The following is a 17,901-nucleotide window of genomic DNA, read 5'->3' on the forward strand; positions in this document are numbered from 1 at the left end:
CCCTATACAAATGCAAACATTACTTTGGATCTTCGTTTTTGTTATGACTTTTGTCATTATGGAATTTCTAGCCTGGGCAACACATAAATATGTAATGCACGGCTTTTTATGGTCTTTACACCAAGACCACCACCATAAAAAACACAACTCTTGGTGGGAAAAAAATGACCTCTTCTTTATCTTTTATGCACTAGTTTCAATAGGCTGTTTCCTATTGTGGCAGTACGAAGGCGTATGGATAGGTTTACCTATAGGCTTAGGTATTTTTGCCTATGGTCTTGCCTACTTTGGTGTGCACGACATCTTTATCCATCAGCGATTTAAGTTGTTTCGCAATGCAAATGGATGGTACGGTAAAGCATTAAGAAGAGCACATAAAATGCACCACAAACACCTAGGCAAAGATGATGGAGAATCTTTCGGGATGCTCTTTCCTCCAGTAAAATATTTTAAGCAAGCCAGAGCAAGCAAGAGATAATATATAAAGACCACTGTAAAAGGTGGTTTTTTTACGCTTTCGCGAAAGCGTAACAACGCCCCTCTCAATTCCTTTTCCTAAGTTTGCAGTATGCAAATAACCTCATTAGTTACCGGTGGCGCTGGCTTTATAGGAAGCCACGTTGCTCGTCATTTACTAGCTTTACATCACCGAGTAATCATACTTGACGACCTCTCTGGCGGCTTTACAAGTAATGTTCCTCAAGGTGCGATTTTTATAGAAGGAAGTATTACAAACACCGCGCTTATAGATGAGATATTTGCACAACATCGCATAGATTACATCTACCATCTAGCCGCATATGCCGCCGAAGGGTTGAGCCATTTTATACGTAAGTTCAACTACGAGAATAACCTCATAGGGAGCATCAACCTCATTAATGCTGCGGTTAATCATAACATAAAGAAGTTCATCTTTACAAGCTCTATTGCTGTGTATGGAACTCAAGAATTACCACTTAAAGAATTGCAAAAACCACAACCCGAAGACCCTTATGGTATTGCAAAATATGCGGTAGAGATGGATCTGGATAATGCACATAAAATGTTTGGGCTAGACTATATCATCTTTCGCCCGCACAATGTGTATGGGCCTGGGCAAAACATCGGAGATAAGTATCGCAATGTGGTGGGCATTTTTATGAATCAGATATTAAAGGGCGAACCGCTTACCATCTTTGGCGACGGAAATCAAACCCGTGCTTTTACCTACATAGATGATGTGGCACCTTATATTGCGGCTAGTTACGCTTTCGCGAAAGCGGACAACCAAATCTTTAACATAGGCGCAGATACCGAAAACACGGTAAATGATCTAGCTAAAGAAGTAGGAGTTGCTATGGAAAAAGAAGTGATCATCAACCACCTTGAACAGCGTGAGGAAGTAGTACACGCCTATGCAGACCACTCAAAATTTATAGAAATCTTTAGCCCAAAGCCAGCCACAACACTTGCACAAGGATTACAAGAAACCGCAAAATGGGTGACCGAACACGGCGCGAGAGAAAGTAGTACTTTTGACCCTATAGAAATCACAAAAAACCTTCCAAAATCGTGGCAGTAAATCAACCCCTCGTATCTATCATAATGGCCGTAAAAGACACGGCTTCATATCTGCGCGATTGCATAAACTCCATTATAAACCAGACGTATCAAAACTGGGAACTTATTGCTGTAAATGATCACAGTACAGATGAGACTCCAGAGATTCTTGCGGCATTTGCAAAGCAAGATGCACGCGTTCGTGTTTTTGACAGTGACGGCTATAAACTCATCCCAACATTACAATGTGGATACAGAGAAGTACGCGGAACCCTGCTCAACAGGATGGACTCTGATGATAAAATGCCAGATTATAAAATTCAGCTTCTCGTAGATGAGTGGCATAAGTATGGAAAAGGGCACGTGATTGCTGGAGGTACAGAGCACTTTGTAGATGAGGGCGAGGTAGGTGATGGTTTTTTACGCTATGAGCGCTGGCTCAATGAGGTGGCAAGAACAAGCACACACTACCAGCAAATTTATAAAGAGTGTGTTATCCCGTCACATTGCTGGATGATTCATAAAGATGATTTTGATGCCGTAGGTGCTTTTGATCCTGTTATCTATCCAGAAGATTATGATTTGTGTTTCCGTATGTATAAACACGGGCTCAAAGTTATAGGGATAGATGCCATACTTCACCACTGGCGTGATCGCTCTAACCGTATCTCACGTACTTGGGATGAGTATAAAGACAATCGCTATTTTGATATGAAAATGCGTTTCTTTTATGAGATAGATCGTGATAACACACGACCACTCGTACTCTGGGGTGCCGGACGTAACGGTAAGGATATGGCTAAAATTTTACAATCGTATAATGACAGCTTTCACTGGGTTTCTAATAATGAGAAACAGATAGGCAAAGACATTTATGATGTACGTATGCAATCTTTTACAGATGTCCCGTCTATAGAAAATGCGCAGATTATGATTGTAGTTTCTTCTCCAGATGGTAAGAAGGAAATACAAGCACTACTCGATGCTTGGGGCAAAGAAGCCGTTAAAGATTACTGGTTTTTTGCTTAGATTATTTATTTGAGATAATAACAAGTTCTTCTTGTGGAGCGATAAGATACTCCGCACCATTTTCTGTTACTACAGCCATCTCCTCTACAGACATTGTTTTTACACCACCGTCTGCTAGTTTCCAAGAGTGAAAACCGTCAAAGGCAAACGTCATCCCTTCCTTGATCACTTTTTCTGAGGCTGGTCTCACGTGTGATGCTTGAGAACCTCCTAGATTAGGTCCTACATCGTGAGCGACATAGCCTACTGGGTGACCCGTGCTCCACATCACATAATCAGACCCTGCTTTTTCCATAAGTATGCGCTGGGCTCTATCTACATCTACTCCTTTTACGCCAGGTTGCATCGCAGCGAGTGCTGCCCTATTTCCAGCTTTAGAACTTTCCCAGTAGTGCATAATCTCATCTGGAGCCTCGCTCTCATCCTCTTTTAAAACATATGCAAATCGCTGTATATCTGTCACCCATCTGTCATATACTTTGATACCAAAATCTATTTGTATCACATCACCAGGCATAATTACTTTATCTGTAGCGTGCGAGTGCCCACGGTCTGGCCCAGAATTTACATTAGGATTTTGAGCAGGTGCCCATCCATCTGTCACGCCATACTCGGTCATTCTTTGTTTTAAATATTTTGCAATGTCTGCATCTGTAGATGTGCCAGGTACTACTTGCTCGTAGGCTTCAATCTGCCACTGGGCAGTGAGCTTTGCTGCTTTCTTTAAGATGGCAACTTCTTCTGGTAGCTTTATAGATAACCACTCATAGACCACCTCTTCAGAGGATACTAGTTTTGAAGTTACGTCACCTAAGGCAGTAGCGATTTCTTCATACTGTGTATGCGTAAGTCCGTCTGCCATCACATTTTTTGAAGATGTGTTTACGGCAATACTTTTAAAATCTTTTGTTTTGATAAAATCTGACGCTTGCTCAATAGCAGAGGTTCCTCGCGCTACACTCACGACCTCCTCGTGTATATCTAGATCATCTAGCGCAGTTGCTTCTCCAGAAGGTGAGAATACTTTAGAGTGAAAACCAGTTGCGTCGTTATAAAATAAAAATACGGCGGTGCCACCAGCATTTTCTCCTCCTATGTGATCAGCAATGGGGTCATTATTATTTTCTCTACAAATAGTCATCCAGCAATCTACCTCTGCAGTTTTGAGAGCTTGCGGTAATAGCTGACTAATACGCTTCTTTCTAATGTCTGGCCAAGGATTTTCTCCCCAGTACGTTTCTGGGTTTATGTCAACTTCTGGTTCTTGTTGTTGAGCACAACTACAAACTAAAAAAATGGAAAGAAAAAAGAGTACAGGTTTAAGCATCGTATCAGGATTATTTTCAGAGTAATATAGAAATTTTGTTCCTATCTCTAAAAATAAAATGATGCAAATTAAACTAGCTCCTAGCTATTAAAATGCCTCTGCAATCCCTAAGTAAAACTCACTAGAGCCTCTACCAAAACCTACATCAAAACGAAGATTGAGACGTTCTTCCTTATCTATCATAAAACGAAGACCACCTCCATAGGTAGGTTTTAAGTTCTTAAACTGAAAATCGCTTACATCATTATAGATATCACCTCCACCGGCAAATAATACAGCGCCAAAACGAGAGTTCTTAAACGTCTTTCTATACTCTACCTGGCTTGCAAGTAAATCTCTACCTACATAACGGCCTTCTCTATAACCACGCATAATCTCACTACCTCCAAGAAAAGAAAACTCAGAAAACGGTAAGTCACCACGAGTAAACCTTCCCACCATCTGGAATGCAAGAATATCATCCTTATCTGCAAATGGCTTTGTATAATGTCTTAAATCAAAACGTGTTAAATCAAAATTGTGTGTACCTCCCAGCGCCTCAAAATATTGACCTCTCGTCGTCTCGAGGTACCATCCATTTTGAGCATTAAGCACATTATTCCTGTTATCATACAGCGCTGCAACCTCAACACCTAGTGATGTAGATCCATCATAACCCGTAGGTCTAGTTTGATCTATAAGTCCGCCCTCTTCTATATCAACTGAGTAAATGTGATTAAATCGCACACCGGCACCTACAAAAAGGTAACGTGTGAAAGCCTGCTTTAAAAAGATAGGCTCCACTAGTAACTGGTAATAATTATACTCCTCCTCTGCACTTTCTGGTGAGTTTGTGCCAAAACCATAAAACAGTCTTGGGTAATTTTGAAAAAGGATATTACCCTCTATCACCCATTTCTCTTGGTTAGTAAAAATCTCAAATCCAGAATAAACAAAAAACTGACTATTAAGTGTGTACTGCAGCGTGATAGGCATATTAGACACACGCGTCTCCTCCCCACTACCGTTAAATTTAAATAAGTATTTTGCACCCGTCCCAAAGGCAAAATTTGTCTCCGGGCTGTAGCTCATTACTGGTGCTGCTATAAACTTAGATGCATATAAAGTACTATCTTTTGCAACCGCCTTGTGGTTAGGGTGAAACGTAAAAAACTCTTTAATTTTTTCAAAATCCTGTGCCTGTGCCGTCTGTGTATTACCTACCGTAAAAAGTACGATGGCAAAAAGATATATCAATTTTTGGGGGAAGTAGTTTACTCTCAAAATGCTATTTTTGGGTAAAGATACTGTAGACGGGAGTTATAGCCCGTGACAAGCTTTAGTTTTTGTGATAACATTAGTATCTCGCACACCATTTATACACCATACATCCCATCAAGCAAGCCATTATGCTCAATATTGTACTCATCAATCCAGAAATCCCAAACAATACAGGTAACATAGGTAGGCTTGCCCTCGGTTCTGGCTGCAAGTTACACCTTGTAAAACCCTTTGGTTTTGAGATAGACGACACCCGCCTTAAGCGCGCAGGTCTTGACTACTGGCAGCATCTAGACGTGCAGTATTACGATAATACAGAAGACTTTTTTAAAAAGAACGCTTTCGCGAAAATGGCCTTTCTCTCAAGTCACGGCACAAAATCACATTATGACATTCCTTTTGAAGACGACCTATTTCTCGTCTTTGGAAAAGAATCTAAAGGACTCCCAAAAGAAATCACCGAAAAACACCCCGACCAACTTTATAAAATACCATTATTTAGCGAACACATCAGAAGTTTAAATCTCGCAAATGCCGTTGGAATTGTAGCTTATGAGGGGATAAGGCAGTTAAATTTATAGATATGAATAAAAGAAACCTTGAATGGCTTATTGAAAAATATATGAACTTTTTTTCTCAGTTTGGGATGGAAGAGCAAAATATCATTGATTACTATGAAACTTGGAAGAAAACTAATACCGAGAGTATTGACAACTACCTTTGGTTTATTTTTAACAACCTACTTAACGAAAATAAAATTCAATCAAATGATGTTCTAGGCTTTTACGAAAGAAATTTAAAGATTTATTCAGCTATGCTTGATTTTCGAAGAAGAATTGAGCACAGAAAAGCTAATGAAATTCTGGCATTATATAATCTTACAAAAGTTAATATAGAATTACAAAACAGACGCAATTCTTTACACTATCACTTTGGTATTATAGGATGTAAAGATTGTGACGAAAGTAAAGAACTAACTGGAACATACATATCTATAACAGAAGCACTCGAAAACAAAACAATTCCCTATTCTGAATGTACGAGAAGGCAAGGATGTGCTTGTGGAATGGCTATGGTAGGAAAAAGGGATAGCGAAGGCAATCTAATGTTTAATTAGATTCACCCTTCCATTAGATATAACCCCCTACAAAGTAACCACCGTAAACTCGCCGCCTAGCGGCTCCAGCGCATTTACTAGCTCAGGGATGAGTTGCTCGCCAAATTCTAGATAAAATTGTGAGAAGTTCGTATTCCTTTCTTGCAGGCTTTGCATTGGGAAAACTTCGTTTTGTAAATCTACTAGGCGTTGTACGTGATCACTTAGTTTACGCTTTTGTGCACGCAGCAATCTACTCTCTAAGTTTTCTAAACCTTTGAGTTGTTTTACTTCTTGTGCTTTTACGGCTCCTATAAAACTAGCGTCTGTCTCTTCGGCTAGTAAGTGCATTGCTTTAAACTGCTCTTTTAAGAAGCTGCGTTGTGCAGAGAAGTCTATCTCTATATTTGAGATGGCACGCACCTTTCGGTTGATGAGTTCGTTTTGTTTTAGAAATAAATTTGGCAACGACACGCCTAGATTTTCGGCTTTTATACGTTGCTTTTCGGTACGTATTAGTGCCGAGTTACGAAGTAATAGCGCTGGAAAAGGAACTCCAACTTCTTCAAAATATGTTTTAAGCTGGAACCAGTACGCCAGCTCTCCGCCTCCACCTATGTAACAAAGATTCGGCAAAATCACTTCTTGAAAAAGTGGTCTTAGCAAGGCGTTAGGAGAGAAGCGTTCTGGATGGTTAGCAAGCTCGTTGAGAATCTCATTTTCGCGAAAGCGGATATCTGTATCATTTACCACATACATATCATCCACCTTAATAATGCGCTCACGGATGCCTTTTGTAATGTAAAACAAGTTAATCTCACGAGGGTGCACTTGCTCTGGGTAGCCTAGCGCAGTGAGTTGCTCGGTTTGCTGTGTCACCTTTGCGTGCGACACGCCCTCTAGCAATTCTCGTTGTACATAAGGAGCAAATAATTCTTTAAGTCCCGCGTCGTTACCATCTACAATGACAAGGCCGTACTCACCAAAAAGCTCGTTGCCTAGATAGCGCGTTGCATCTGCCAGGTTATCGTGATTGAGATAGGCATCACTAAAAAGTTTTGAGAGGTACTCTGCATTTCTTGAAGTCCCTAGCTGTGTTTTAAATAATGCTAGTACCTCAGCCAGTCCATCGGTTGAGAGTGCGCCCACGGCGCCTCCATCCTCACGATTCCACTGTACTTTTTTACCCTGAAAATTGAAATAGTTAATCTCGTCAAAATCGTGATCTTCTGTCGCCATCCAGTAAATAGGCACATAATTGCGGTCTGGATCTTTCTCTTTAAGCTCCTTGCAGAGATTAATGACTGAGATAATTTTATATAAGAAGTAGAGCGGCCCCGTAAATAAATTGAGCTGGTGCCCTGTGGTGATGGTAAACGTATTTTCGCTGGCAAGATGCTCTAGATTGAGCTGCGTCTCGGCAGAGGTGTTTGTATTTTTATATTGCGCGATGAGGGAATCATATAAACGCTTTCGCGAAAGCGGACTAAAAAATTGCCCCTTCTCTTCTGCCTGTTTAATAAGATTATCTGCTGTAGGAAATCTGTGATAAAAGGGCTTAAGTGCTTCTTCTTGATCTAGATAGTTTGTGATAAGATTAGAAAAATACCCCGTTTCTCGGTACGGCAGACAGTCGGTTGGCATAAATTATGGTTTAGATAGTAAAGATAATTCTGATAAATTGCGACTTTTCCCAAAAAAACGTTAAAACGCTGATTTGCGGCGAGCTCTTTTTATAGCTTTAGCTTTTGCTAAAACCAACCAAATGCTCAGAATCTACAGCTTTTTTGTCGCCTTATTTCTCACAACATTACTTACCGCTCAAGTACAATCTCCCTCAGAATTTCTGGGTTATGAGATAGGAACACAGTTCTCACGACACTCAGACGTGGTGCGCTACTTTGAACACGTAGCCGAAAATAGTGACCTAGTTACCTATCAAGAATATGGTAAAACTAACGAGCGTAGACCCCTTACCTATGCCGTTATTACCACAAGCGCAAACCATAGCAATCTAGAAAATATACGTAAGGCAAACCTGGAGCAAACGGGTATTGCCACCGGCAACTCTGGTACGGCAGACAAGGCAATAGTCTGGCTTTCTTATAACGTGCACGGTAATGAAGCATCATCTACAGAGGCTTCTATGGTGACACTATATGAGTTAATTACGTCAAAAAAAGAATGGTTAAAAGATGCCGTGATTATTATGGATCCTTGTGTAAATCCAGACGGGCGTGATCGCTATGCAAACTGGTTTAACCAAGTAGCGTCTACACCTTACGACCCAGCACAAATAGCTGCAGAGCACGATGAGCCGTGGCCAGGAGGAAGACCTAATCACTACCTTTTTGACCTTAACCGCGACTGGGCGTGGGCATCACAAGTAGAGTCACAACAACGATTAAAAGTATATAACAAGTGGATGCCTCACGTGCACGTAGACTTTCACGAGCAAGGAATAAACAATCCTTATTATTTTGCTCCTGCAGCAGAGCCATATCACGAGATTATCACAGACTGGCAGATGGATTTCCAAACGCAAATAGGAGCAAATCACGCACGTTATTTTGATAAGGAAGGTTGGCTGTTTTTTACAAGAGAGAGTTTTGACTTACTCTACCCTTCTTACGGTGACACCTACCCTACCTTTATGGGGGCAATAGGGATGACCTATGAGCAGGCTGGTCACGGTCGTGCCGGTTTAGGTATTCATACAGATCGAGGTTATGAACTCACGCTGGTAGATCGTGTAGCACACCACAAAACTACAGGACTCTCTACCGTAGAGATTTCTGTAAAAAATGCTGCAAAGCTCAACTCAGAGTTTAAAGCATACTTTAATAACAACAATCTCAAATATAAAAGCTACGTACTTTCTGGTAATGTAGATAATCTCAAAGCGCTAGCCGACTTAATGGACAAGCACGAGATAAACTATGGCTTTGCCTCAAATGGTAAGGCAACAGGTTTTAACTACACCTCAAACGGTCAAGGTAGTATGAGCTATGACACAGCAATGGTGATAAGTACAGACCAGCCAAAAGGAAAGATGGTAAAGGCACTTTTTGAGCCAGATGCAAAACTAAGCACACCGCTCACTTATGATATCACCGCGTGGAATTTACCACACGCTTACGGTCTTAATGCCGTGGCAAGCACATCACTGGTAAAAGCAAATGCCGCGAGCCCTTTTAAAACAAACAGAACCACAGCAAGCACAAATGTAGCGGGCTACATCGGGAAGTGGAATAGTCTTGATGATGCACAGTTTCTTGCAGGACTTCTTAAGGAAGGTATTAGAGTACGTTTTAGTGAGCAACCCTTTGTAAATAATGGAATTTCTTACGAGCGCGGTTCTTTAATCATCACAAAAAGTGATAATCTGGGACGTAAAGATTTTAATGAGGTGTTGAGTACGCTTTCGCGAAAGCATAATAGAACCCTTACCGCTACGACAACCTCATTTGCAAGCTCTGGACCAGATTTTGGGTCGTCACAAGTAAAGCTTATCAATCCGCCAAAGATTGCATTACTTAAAGGAGATGCAACCTCATCATTGAGTTATGGAGCTACGTGGTACTTTTTTGAACAGACATTACAGTACCCAGTGACTTCTATAAATGCAGATAAGCTAGGGCGTGTAAATCTTGATGAATTTGATGTACTCGTGATGCCTAGCGGCTGGTACGGAAGCGTACTTAATGAAAGTAACCTTGACAAGGTAAAAGACTTTGTGCGTGGTGGCGGTAAAGTAATTGCACTAGCAAATGCTGTAGGAAGCCTCGCTGGCAAATCTGGATTTTCAATAAAAAGAAATACCGGCGGCAGCGATACCGAAAAAAGCGACAAGAAAGAAAACCTAACTCCATATGCAGATCGTGAGAATGCAAGTACCACAAACTTTATCACAGGTTCTATCTTTAAGACTAAAGTAGATACGACGCACCCAATGGCTTTTGGCTATCCAGACACGTATTACAGTCTTAAGCTAGGAAGCAATTCTTACTCATATCTTGACCGCGGCTACAATGTAGCGTGGATTCCTGAAGAGGTAGAGAATGTAGCAGGATTTGCAGGAGAAACGGCCAAAGGAAAACTAAGTAACTCTCTTGTTTTTGGAGAAGAACGTATGGGACGCGGGAGCGTTATCTATATGGTAGACGACCCACTTTTTAGAGCGTTCTGGCATAATGGAAAATTATTCTTCACCAATGCTATTTTCTTGACCAATAACGGGAAGTTTAGGTTGTAGATTCAATACTTACTAAAACAAAAAAAATGCCCTATTTCAGGGCATTTTTTTGTTTACTTACTCCTGCCGACATCTCCCTGACTCCCTCTTGGAAGAGGGACACTGTTGTGGGTAGGTTACGTTATTTTATATCTAATATTGATGGATAGAATTAGTATGGAAAATTCTAGTTTACTCACTCCTGCGGACATCTCCCTGACTCCCTCTTGGAAGAGGGACACTGTTGTGGAATAGGGCGCTTTATTGGGAAAACTAGGCTAGTCCATCTCAAACCTCACCATCTTGACCTCGCTGTTGTCACCATTAAGATCTGTCCAGGCGACAAAAATCGAATCGCCTACAACTTCTAGTTGTGGGAAGCCGCTTTGTCGTTCGGCAGAGGTATTGGTTACTGTCACTGGGGCATTGTGTGTGCCATCTACATATACTCGGGCTACTTGAAGCACTACGTTTTCCCCCATTGGTTCTAACCACGAGATGAGAGCGCTTCCATCACTCATAAAATCTGTATCTACTCTACCTATTGCGTTTCCGTTATCTATACGGATTGCACCTCCAAAAGAGGCTCCATTATCATTTGAAAAAGCCGTGAGCACTCTAGGCGCATCACCTTCTGCGGTAAACCAACTCACCACCACATTTTCTTCTTTGGTTGCTATTGCAGGTCCGTTTACGGGGCAACCGTTAAGTTCCCAATTATCATTACCTATAACCATAGGTTTTGACCACGCTCCATCTACCCATCGCACAATTGCCATATCTCGTATCTCTGGTGTGGTGTCTGAGCGATCTCTGTACACGGCAACCGGTCCATTATTTGTAATAGCCGTTGCTGTATTACAGCAGTCACAAACGCGACTATCTATCTCTGTATCTTGAGTTATGTTTCCCGCTAAATCTATGTAGGCATTGCGGAGCGTCATTTGGTTTTTACTCTTGTCTTCGTTTTTTGTATTTCTACCATCTAGCCAAGTAGCATAAAAACCTCCATCATACGCTTGTATAGATACAAAACCGTGCTCTGCATCTACGCCATCTGTATTGAGTAGGAAATCATCTTTAATAACCGCATCACCTTTTGATAATTGAAGCTTTATATTATAATCATAAGTGCCCTCTGCAGATTTTTCTAAGATATTAGTGAGTACGTAATCACCATTTACTCCTAGGGCTGGAAAATCTGCCCAGTTTACAAACCAATTATCTCCAGATGTAATGGTTCTAGGTTGGCTCCACTTGGCACTATCGTAACTAGCATATTTTAAAATTGCCATCTTGTCTTCTTGCTCCACCCAAGTCATATGTAATTTGCCGCCACTCGACTTGAGTCTAGGTAAATGAGACTTTCCTGTAGAGGGTAGTTGTATCGCAGTGAGTGATGCATTGGTAGTAGACGCGGCTATTGCTGGCTGCTCTGTTACTGGGGCAACCTCAGTTTGATTAGACTCTTTACAAGAAGTAATAAGGATAAAAGCAAAAAATACTAGACAAATAATACGCATAAAAAAAGCTTTTTTAGTGCTACAAATGTAAGCCTTGCAAACAAACTCTTACACACAAAAAAGCCTTTCAAAACATTTGTTCCAAAAGGCTTTTTGTAAATTAATTTACTACCTCTTATTTTTTAGTAGCACGCTTTGCGTGTAGTGCTTGTGGTCGCTCTAGGGCTACAAGTGGCTCTGCATAGAGATCAAAATCTTCTGCCTCTGTTACTTTTACCATTGCGTAGTCTCCAGTTTTTAAATAAAACTTAGTCGCATCCACTAGCACCTCATTATCTACATCTGGTGAGTCAAATTCTGTACGACCTATAAAGAAGTTCCCTTCTTTACGATCTACAACAATTTTAAACTCCTTCCCTATTTTCTGCTGATTGAGCTCCCAAGAAATTTGTGATTGGATCTCCATAATCTGGTTTGCACGATCCATTTTTACATCCTCCGGCACATCATCTTCTAGATTATATGCGTGTGTGTTTTCCTCGTGTGAGTATGTAAAACATCCTAAACGCTCAAAACGTTGATCTTTTACCCATTGCTTCAGCGTTTGGAAATCTTCTTCGGTTTCTCCAGGATATCCTACAATAAGCGTAGTTCTTATGGTCATCTCTGGTACGCTTTCGCGAAAGCGTTCTAACAACGCATTTGTCTTTGCCATTGTTGTACCACGTCGCATAGATTTTAAGATAGGATCTGCAATGTGTTGCAACGGAATATCAAGGTAATTACACACCTTAGGCTCACGCTTCATCACATCAAGTACATCTACCGGGAAACCAGAAGGAAATGCATAGTGTAGACGAATCCATTTTATACCTTCTACTTGAACAAGGTTTTCAAGAAGCTCTGCTAGGTTGCGTTTTTTATATAAATCAAGACCGTAATATGTAAGATCTTGTGCGATAAGGATTAACTCTGTCACGCCGTTTGCAGCAAGCTTTTTTGCTTCTACTACGAGATGCTCAATAGTTTTTGACTTATGCTTACCTCTCATTAAAGGAATTGCACAGAAAGAACAAGGGCGGTCACAACCTTCGGCTATTTTTAGGTAGGCGTAGTTTTTTGGTGTAGTTGTGATACGCTCACCTATAAGCTCGTGTTTATAGTCTGCTCCAAGTGCTTTAAGTAATCCTGGTAGCTCTGTTGTTCCAAAATACTGATCTACATCTGGAATCTCCTTTTGAAGGTCTGGCTTGTAACGCTCAGAAAGACACCCTGTAACAAATACCTTATCTACATCGCCTTCTTCCTTTTGCTTTACGTACTCAAGAATGGTGTTTACAGACTCCTCTTTTGCATTGTCTATAAATCCGCAGGTGTTAATCACAACGATGTTACCATCTTCTTCGTGAGCAACATCCATCTCATTTGCTTTAAGCTGGCCCATTAAGACCTCACTATCATAAACGTTTTTTGAGCAACCTAGAGTTACTACGTTTATCTTATTCTTCTTCAATGATTTTGTACGCATAGCCTTCCTTTTAAGGGAGTGCAAAGATAAGCCAAATAACATAGTAAATAGCACCTTGATATTTTACACCTTTTGATAGCTCTAAAAACTGCCAATTCCTTAATTATGAGAGTGACATTAATCCTTTTTTATATTTTAGAGTCCTATCATAAAGCCTCAATGATGCGTTACCTATATTTCTTATCAATTATAAGTCTATCGTGTTCAACTACAGATAATGAAATCATCACAGATGATACGATTATTATAACTGATGATACCATCGCAGAAGAGCCAGATGATACTGGCGAGACTAGTAATCTATACTTCCCTCCTATCGCAGGTGACACTTGGGAAGTGACAAGCCCGTCTACTCTTAACTGGAATCTTACAGCCCTACAAGATCTTACTGATTATGTAGCAGAAAATAACAGCAAAGCTTTTATCATCCTTAAAGACGGAAAAATAGTAGTAGAGAATTATTATCAAGATACAGACGCAACCACAAGCCATCGCTGGAATAGCGCCGCAAAAACGCTCACGGCTTACACCGTAGGTATTGCTCAACAAGAAGGCTACTTATCTATAAATGATGCTTCCAGCAATTACCTAGGCACGGGATGGACTACTATGACTCCAGAACAAGAAGCAGCGGTAACAATACGTAACCAACTCACAATGACGAGCGGAGGAGATTATACAGTAGACGATACCAACTGCTCTGACCCTGAGTGTCTGCTTTACCTAAATGATGCTGGTGCTGAGTGGTACTATCATAACGCTTTTTACACCTTATTACAAGACGTAGTAACAGCAGCTGTACCCGATGATTTTAATACCTACTATGACAATAAGCTTAAGTCGCAAACTGGAATGACGGGTGCTTGGGTGCCTTTTGGCTATTTTAGATTATACTTTAGTACAGCTCGAAGTATGGCGCGTTTTGGACTACTCACGCTCAATGAAGGAAATTGGGACGGAAACCAACTAATAAATCCCGAATACTTTACAGAAATGACAACGCCTTCTCAAGAAATTAATGAAGCTTACGGACATCTATGGTGGCTTAATGGGCAAAACAGCTATAGACTACCCGGAACCACGACAACATTTTCAGGAAAATTAATCCCTACTGCACCAGATGATCTTATCGCTGGTTTAGGTAAAGATGATCAAAAAGTATATGTTTTACCCAGTGAAGGACTAGTAGTAATACGCCTAGGCGATGCAACCGAAGAGTCATTATTAGGTCCTTCTGGTTTTGATACAGATTTATGGGAAAAAATAATGGCTGTTATCCAATAGCTTCTAAGAGCTAGACGACAACAGCCATTTAAAATGTATTCCTTTTTTACTCCTGATATCCTTCTGGCAGTGTTCTAGCATTAAGTGTGCTCTCTACTCCTACCGCGATATTGTAAATCACTTCTTCATTTTTAGACGGAGTTATAATGGTAATTCCCTTAGGCTCTCCTTGTGCGGTGAAACCCATAGGTAATGTAAGTGCTGGATAATGTGCCGCTGCTGCATAGCCAGCATCATAATTATTTATGGAGAGTATTGCATCTAGTTGCCCACTAGCTTCAGGGTGCTTGCTCAACGCGTCTTGAAAATAAGCCTGAGTAACCTCCATAAGGTTTTCTTTGATTGCTTTAAGCTCTGTATCGGTTGTGCTATCTGCAACGATACCTTTAAAAAGCTGTTGTCCGTAAGGAATACGCGCAAGGCTATCTTGATTATTAAATGAAATGAGCTCCTCTATATTCCTATTTTTTACTGTAGGGGCAACCTCTGCATCGTAGTAAGCAGGGAGATCATTTTTCATATCTATATTTAAGATAGACAGAAAACCAGGCATATTAACTCGCTCCATATCTACCTCAACAAGTGTAGCTTTTGTTTCCTTAAGCTTATTGATAGCCGCGGCATACGTACTGTCTTGCAAGTATCCCTTTATAACACCAAGATATTTTCCTTCAAGGTTCCCTTCTTTAACAGCTTGAACATAATTACCCGTAGATGCATAACTATAAGAATCTGCAGCATCTTTACCTGTGAGTGCTTGTAGTACTATCGCATTATCCACTACATTCTTTGTCATAGGACCAGCTGTGTCAAGGTGACTAGAAATAGGTACAATCCCACTACGACTTAAAAGACCGATGGTAGGTTTGAGCCCAACTAGGTTATTTTGGCTAGAAGGTGATAGTATAGAACCACTAGTTTCAGACCCTATGGCGGCTACGGCATAATTTGCCGCTACGCTCACCCCAGATCCAGAACTTGATCCTCCTGACTCAAATTGTAAATGACCGTACGGATTTATGGTCTGACCACCTACGGCACTATAACCTACTGGACAACCCGAACATAAAAAATAAGCCCACTCGCTCAAGTTGGCTTTTCCTAGTATTATAGCATTTTCTTCTTTGAGCCTTTTGGTAATAAATGCATCACCTGCATTATTATCTGTGAGTGCTACAGATCCTGCTGTTGTAGGCATTCCCGCTGCGCCAATGTTATCTTTTAAAAGTATAGGCATTCCGTACACAGAATATTCATCTATAGTAGATTTATCTTTAGTATCAAGCGCTCTCGCTTCCTTCACCGCTTCTTTATTGAGAGCGATGACTCCGTTAAGCGCTAAGTCATTGTCACTTTCAAAACGCGCGATACGATTTAGGTAAAATAGCGTCAGTTCTTCGTATGAGTAATCTCCATTTTTAACGTGCTTCTGGATGGTCGGGATATCTTGTTCTAAAATAAGCGGAGAGATTTCTGAGATACGCTTTCGCGAAAGCGTATTTATTTCCCCATTAAGATCTTTCCAAATATCATTTTTATCGAGTCCCTTTGCGTTTACAAGCTTGAGGTGCATTCTGCTATTTTCTAGGGCTTGCGTTTTTGCAATATCTAGGGAGTCATTATAAGCTTCCCACACATATCGCGGAGTTGTGTCTGCCGCAGTAGTAGGAGCTTCATTTTTACAAGAAAAAAGCGCCGTTGCGAGCGCGAGGGTATACAAGTATTTCATAGTGCATTTTTATAGTCCACTAAAAATACAAAATACGTCACCCAAAAGGATTAACCCACATCAAGAAACCGTAGATAAAAAACTTAGTAGACTCAAATGTAATCACCGCAATTACGGGTACCCACCAGTATTGTGAAGCAATCGCTCCCTTAAGGATTCTCCATATATAAAATATGATGAGACTGTAAAAGGCAATAAATATATAGTGAGGAAAAGCGTTGTACTGCGCTAGATATTTAGGCACAAGGTCACTCCTAACTGCAGTGTATGCTGTATAGACGCTATACAGGTTAAGTAATAAGAAACCAATAGCAACCACTCGTAAGGTGCGCAACATAAGTTCTGGAAGCCACCTAAAATCGAGTTTCATAAAAAAGTGATGGCTTACTTAAAGAAACTATCTACAAACTCTACTTTATTAAAGACTTGTAAATCTTCGATACCTTCTCCCACTCCAATGTATTTTACAGGGATTTGAAACTGATCAGAAATTCCTATCACCACACCACCTTTTGCGGTACCGTCTAGTTTTGTTACGGCTAGCGAAGTCACCTCTGTAGCTGCTGTAAATTGTTTTGCTTGTTCAAAGGCGTTTTGACCTGTAGAACCATCAAGTACAAGAAGTACATCGTGAGGAGCATCTCCCACAACCTTTTGCATCACACGCTTCACCTTAGTAAGCTCGTTCATAAGATTTACCTTATTGTGTAATCTCCCGGCAGTGTCTATAATAATCACATCTGCATCTTGTTTTACGCCACTCTCTAGTGCGTCAAAGGCTACTGAGGCTGGGTCACTTCCCATTTGCTGTTTTACAATAGGTACATCCACTCGATCTGCCCATACCTGCAGTTGATCTATCGCTGCTGCTCTAAACGTATCTGCCGCACCAAGCACCACTTTTTTACCTTGCTTTTTAAACTGGTAAGCAAGCTTTCCTATAGTGGTTGTTTTTCCCACACCGTTTACACCTACCACCATAATCACGTGTGGTTTATTTTGCGATGGGATTTCAAATTCGGTTGCGTTACCAGTGTTTGTCTCACTTAGTAGACCGGCAATTTCTTCGCGTAGTATTCTGTTAAGCTCATCTGTACCTACATACTTATCTTTGGCCACACGCTCTTCTATACGAGTGATCACCTTGAGCGTGGTTTTTACACCCACATCACTGGTAACAAGCACCTCTTCAAGATTATCAAGTACATCATCATCTACCTTAGACTTTCCGGCAACTGCCTTACTCATCTTATCAAAGAAGCTCGTTTTTGTCTTCTCTAGCCCTTTATCAAGGGTTTCTTTTTTTTCTTTTGAAAATATTTTCTTGAAGAAACTCATTTGGTTGTGCGTTTTCAGTGTTCCGTAAGCAGAACGTTGGTATCGGTTAGACAAAAATAGTGCCTTTTACTGAG

General features: G+C 40.7%; 15 protein-coding genes. 7 read left to right on the plus strand and 8 right to left on the minus strand.

Translation table 11 applies throughout. The annotated features are described in order from the left end of the window. Nucleotides 1-10 precede the first annotated feature (10 nt). The 3 genes from SJY23_RS01200 to SJY23_RS01210 all read left to right on the plus strand — a co-directional run bounded on the left by SJY23_RS01200 (nt 11) and on the right by SJY23_RS01210 (nt 2,568). The gene (locus tag SJY23_RS01200; protein WP_035327817.1) at nt 11-478 is read left to right on the plus strand and encodes a sterol desaturase family protein; all 468 of its coding nucleotides are present in this window, start codon (nt 11-13) and stop codon (nt 476-478) included. Nucleotides 479-568: 90 nt separating this feature from the next. Then, a complete protein-coding gene (locus tag SJY23_RS01205; RefSeq protein ID WP_396597160.1) occupies nt 569-1,561 on the plus strand; it encodes an NAD-dependent epimerase/dehydratase family protein in 993 nt (330 codons plus the stop codon). Further along, the gene (locus tag SJY23_RS01210; RefSeq protein WP_396597161.1) at nt 1,552-2,568 is read left to right on the plus strand and encodes a glycosyltransferase family 2 protein; all 1,017 of its coding nucleotides are present in this window, start codon (nt 1,552-1,554) and stop codon (nt 2,566-2,568) included. Before SJY23_RS01205 ends, SJY23_RS01210 begins: the two co-directional genes overlap by 10 nt. 1 nt (nt 2,569) lies before the next feature. Here the strand turns inward: SJY23_RS01210 and SJY23_RS01215 are convergent, their stop codons facing one another. Next, the gene (locus SJY23_RS01215; protein WP_396597162.1) at nt 2,570-3,895 is read right to left on the minus strand and encodes a M24 family metallopeptidase; all 1,326 of its coding nucleotides are present in this window, start codon (nt 3,893-3,895) and stop codon (nt 2,570-2,572) included. An 87-nt stretch (nt 3,896-3,982) separates the two neighbouring features. Then, nucleotides 3,983-5,131, minus strand: coding sequence for a BamA/TamA family outer membrane protein (locus SJY23_RS01220; protein ID WP_396597163.1), 1,149 nt, complete (start codon nt 5,129-5,131; stop codon nt 3,983-3,985). Nucleotides 5,132-5,280: 149 nt separating this feature from the next. On the opposite strand from SJY23_RS01220, the gene SJY23_RS01225 reads away from it, so the two are divergent. Continuing rightward, nucleotides 5,281-5,736 carry a tRNA (cytidine(34)-2'-O)-methyltransferase gene (locus tag SJY23_RS01225; protein WP_396598089.1) on the plus strand — a complete coding sequence of 152 codons (456 nt, stop codon included), beginning with the start codon at nt 5,281-5,283 and terminating at the stop codon, nt 5,734-5,736. A 2-nt stretch (nt 5,737-5,738) separates the two neighbouring features. Further along, entirely contained in the window at nt 5,739-6,272 is a 534-nt protein-coding gene (locus SJY23_RS01230) for a hypothetical protein (protein ID WP_396597164.1), read from the plus strand. A 27-nt stretch (nt 6,273-6,299) separates the two neighbouring features. Here the strand turns inward: SJY23_RS01230 and bshC are convergent, their stop codons facing one another. Next, complete coding sequence (gene bshC, locus SJY23_RS01235) at nt 6,300-7,895, minus strand: bacillithiol biosynthesis cysteine-adding enzyme BshC (RefSeq protein WP_396597165.1); 1,596 nt, start codon at nt 7,893-7,895, stop codon at nt 6,300-6,302. A 121-nt stretch (nt 7,896-8,016) separates the two neighbouring features. Here bshC and SJY23_RS01240 point away from each other — a divergent pair, with 121 nt between their 5' ends. After that, on the plus strand, nt 8,017-10,506 hold the full coding sequence (locus SJY23_RS01240; RefSeq protein WP_396597166.1) for a M14 family metallopeptidase: 2,490 nt from the start codon (nt 8,017-8,019) through the stop codon (nt 10,504-10,506). A gap of 257 nt (nt 10,507-10,763) precedes the next feature. Here the strand turns inward: SJY23_RS01240 and SJY23_RS01245 are convergent, their stop codons facing one another. Both SJY23_RS01245 and rimO read right to left on the minus strand, forming a co-directional pair. Beyond that, entirely contained in the window at nt 10,764-12,008 is a 1,245-nt protein-coding gene (locus SJY23_RS01245; protein ID WP_396597167.1) for a hypothetical protein, read from the minus strand. A 115-nt stretch (nt 12,009-12,123) separates the two neighbouring features. Then, on the minus strand, nt 12,124-13,476 hold the full coding sequence (gene rimO, locus SJY23_RS01250; protein ID WP_396597168.1) for a 30S ribosomal protein S12 methylthiotransferase RimO: 1,353 nt from the start codon (nt 13,474-13,476) through the stop codon (nt 12,124-12,126). 159 nt (nt 13,477-13,635) lie between these two features. Here rimO and SJY23_RS01255 point away from each other — a divergent pair, with 159 nt between their 5' ends. Beyond that, nucleotides 13,636-14,760 (plus strand): serine hydrolase domain-containing protein, encoded by a 1,125-nt coding sequence (locus SJY23_RS01255; protein ID WP_396597169.1) that lies wholly within the window; start codon nt 13,636-13,638, stop codon nt 14,758-14,760. Nucleotides 14,761-14,806: 46 nt separating this feature from the next. On the opposite strand, the gene SJY23_RS01260 is transcribed toward SJY23_RS01255, so the two are convergent. The 3 genes from SJY23_RS01260 to ftsY are packed head-to-tail and all read right to left on the minus strand — an operon-like array spanning nt 14,807 to nt 17,827. Then, on the minus strand, nt 14,807-16,489 hold the full coding sequence (locus SJY23_RS01260; RefSeq protein WP_396597170.1) for an amidase family protein: 1,683 nt from the start codon (nt 16,487-16,489) through the stop codon (nt 14,807-14,809). A gap of 37 nt (nt 16,490-16,526) precedes the next feature. Then, entirely contained in the window at nt 16,527-16,859 is a 333-nt protein-coding gene (locus SJY23_RS01265; RefSeq protein ID WP_396597171.1) for a hypothetical protein, read from the minus strand. Nucleotides 16,860-16,873: 14 nt separating this feature from the next. After that, nucleotides 16,874-17,827 (minus strand): signal recognition particle-docking protein FtsY, encoded by a 954-nt coding sequence (ftsY, locus tag SJY23_RS01270; protein ID WP_035327777.1) that lies wholly within the window; start codon nt 17,825-17,827, stop codon nt 16,874-16,876. Nucleotides 17,828-17,901 lie beyond the last annotated feature (74 nt).

The organism is Dokdonia sp. R86516 (assembly GCF_044596715.1).
Taxonomy (GTDB): Bacteria; Bacteroidota; Bacteroidia; order Flavobacteriales; family Flavobacteriaceae; genus Dokdonia.

Excerpts from the sequence above, each read along its gene's own strand:
- SJY23_RS01200 (WP_035327817.1), top strand. The coding sequence starts at position 11 with ATGCAAACATTACTTTGGATCTTCGTTTTTGTTATGACTTTTGTCATT.
- SJY23_RS01205 (WP_396597160.1), top strand. The coding sequence starts at position 569 with ATGCAAATAACCTCATTAGTTACCGGTGGCGCTGGCTTTATAGGAAGC.
- SJY23_RS01215 (WP_396597162.1), bottom strand. The coding sequence starts at position 3,895 with ATGCTTAAACCTGTACTCTTTTTTCTTTCCATTTTTTTAGTTTGTAGT.
- SJY23_RS01230 (WP_396597164.1), top strand. The coding sequence starts at position 5,739 with ATGAATAAAAGAAACCTTGAATGGCTTATTGAAAAATATATGAACTTT.
- bshC (WP_396597165.1), bottom strand. The coding sequence starts at position 7,895 with ATGCCAACCGACTGTCTGCCGTACCGAGAAACGGGGTATTTTTCTAAT.
- SJY23_RS01240 (WP_396597166.1), top strand. The coding sequence starts at position 8,017 with ATGCTCAGAATCTACAGCTTTTTTGTCGCCTTATTTCTCACAACATTA.
- SJY23_RS01245 (WP_396597167.1), bottom strand. The coding sequence starts at position 12,008 with ATGCGTATTATTTGTCTAGTATTTTTTGCTTTTATCCTTATTACTTCT.
- rimO (WP_396597168.1), bottom strand. The coding sequence starts at position 13,476 with ATGCGTACAAAATCATTGAAGAAGAATAAGATAAACGTAGTAACTCTA.
- SJY23_RS01255 (WP_396597169.1), top strand. The coding sequence starts at position 13,636 with ATGATGCGTTACCTATATTTCTTATCAATTATAAGTCTATCGTGTTCA.
- SJY23_RS01260 (WP_396597170.1), bottom strand. The coding sequence starts at position 16,489 with ATGAAATACTTGTATACCCTCGCGCTCGCAACGGCGCTTTTTTCTTGT.
- SJY23_RS01265 (WP_396597171.1), bottom strand. The coding sequence starts at position 16,859 with ATGAAACTCGATTTTAGGTGGCTTCCAGAACTTATGTTGCGCACCTTA.
- ftsY (WP_035327777.1), bottom strand. The coding sequence starts at position 17,827 with ATGAGTTTCTTCAAGAAAATATTTTCAAAAGAAAAAAAAGAAACCCTT.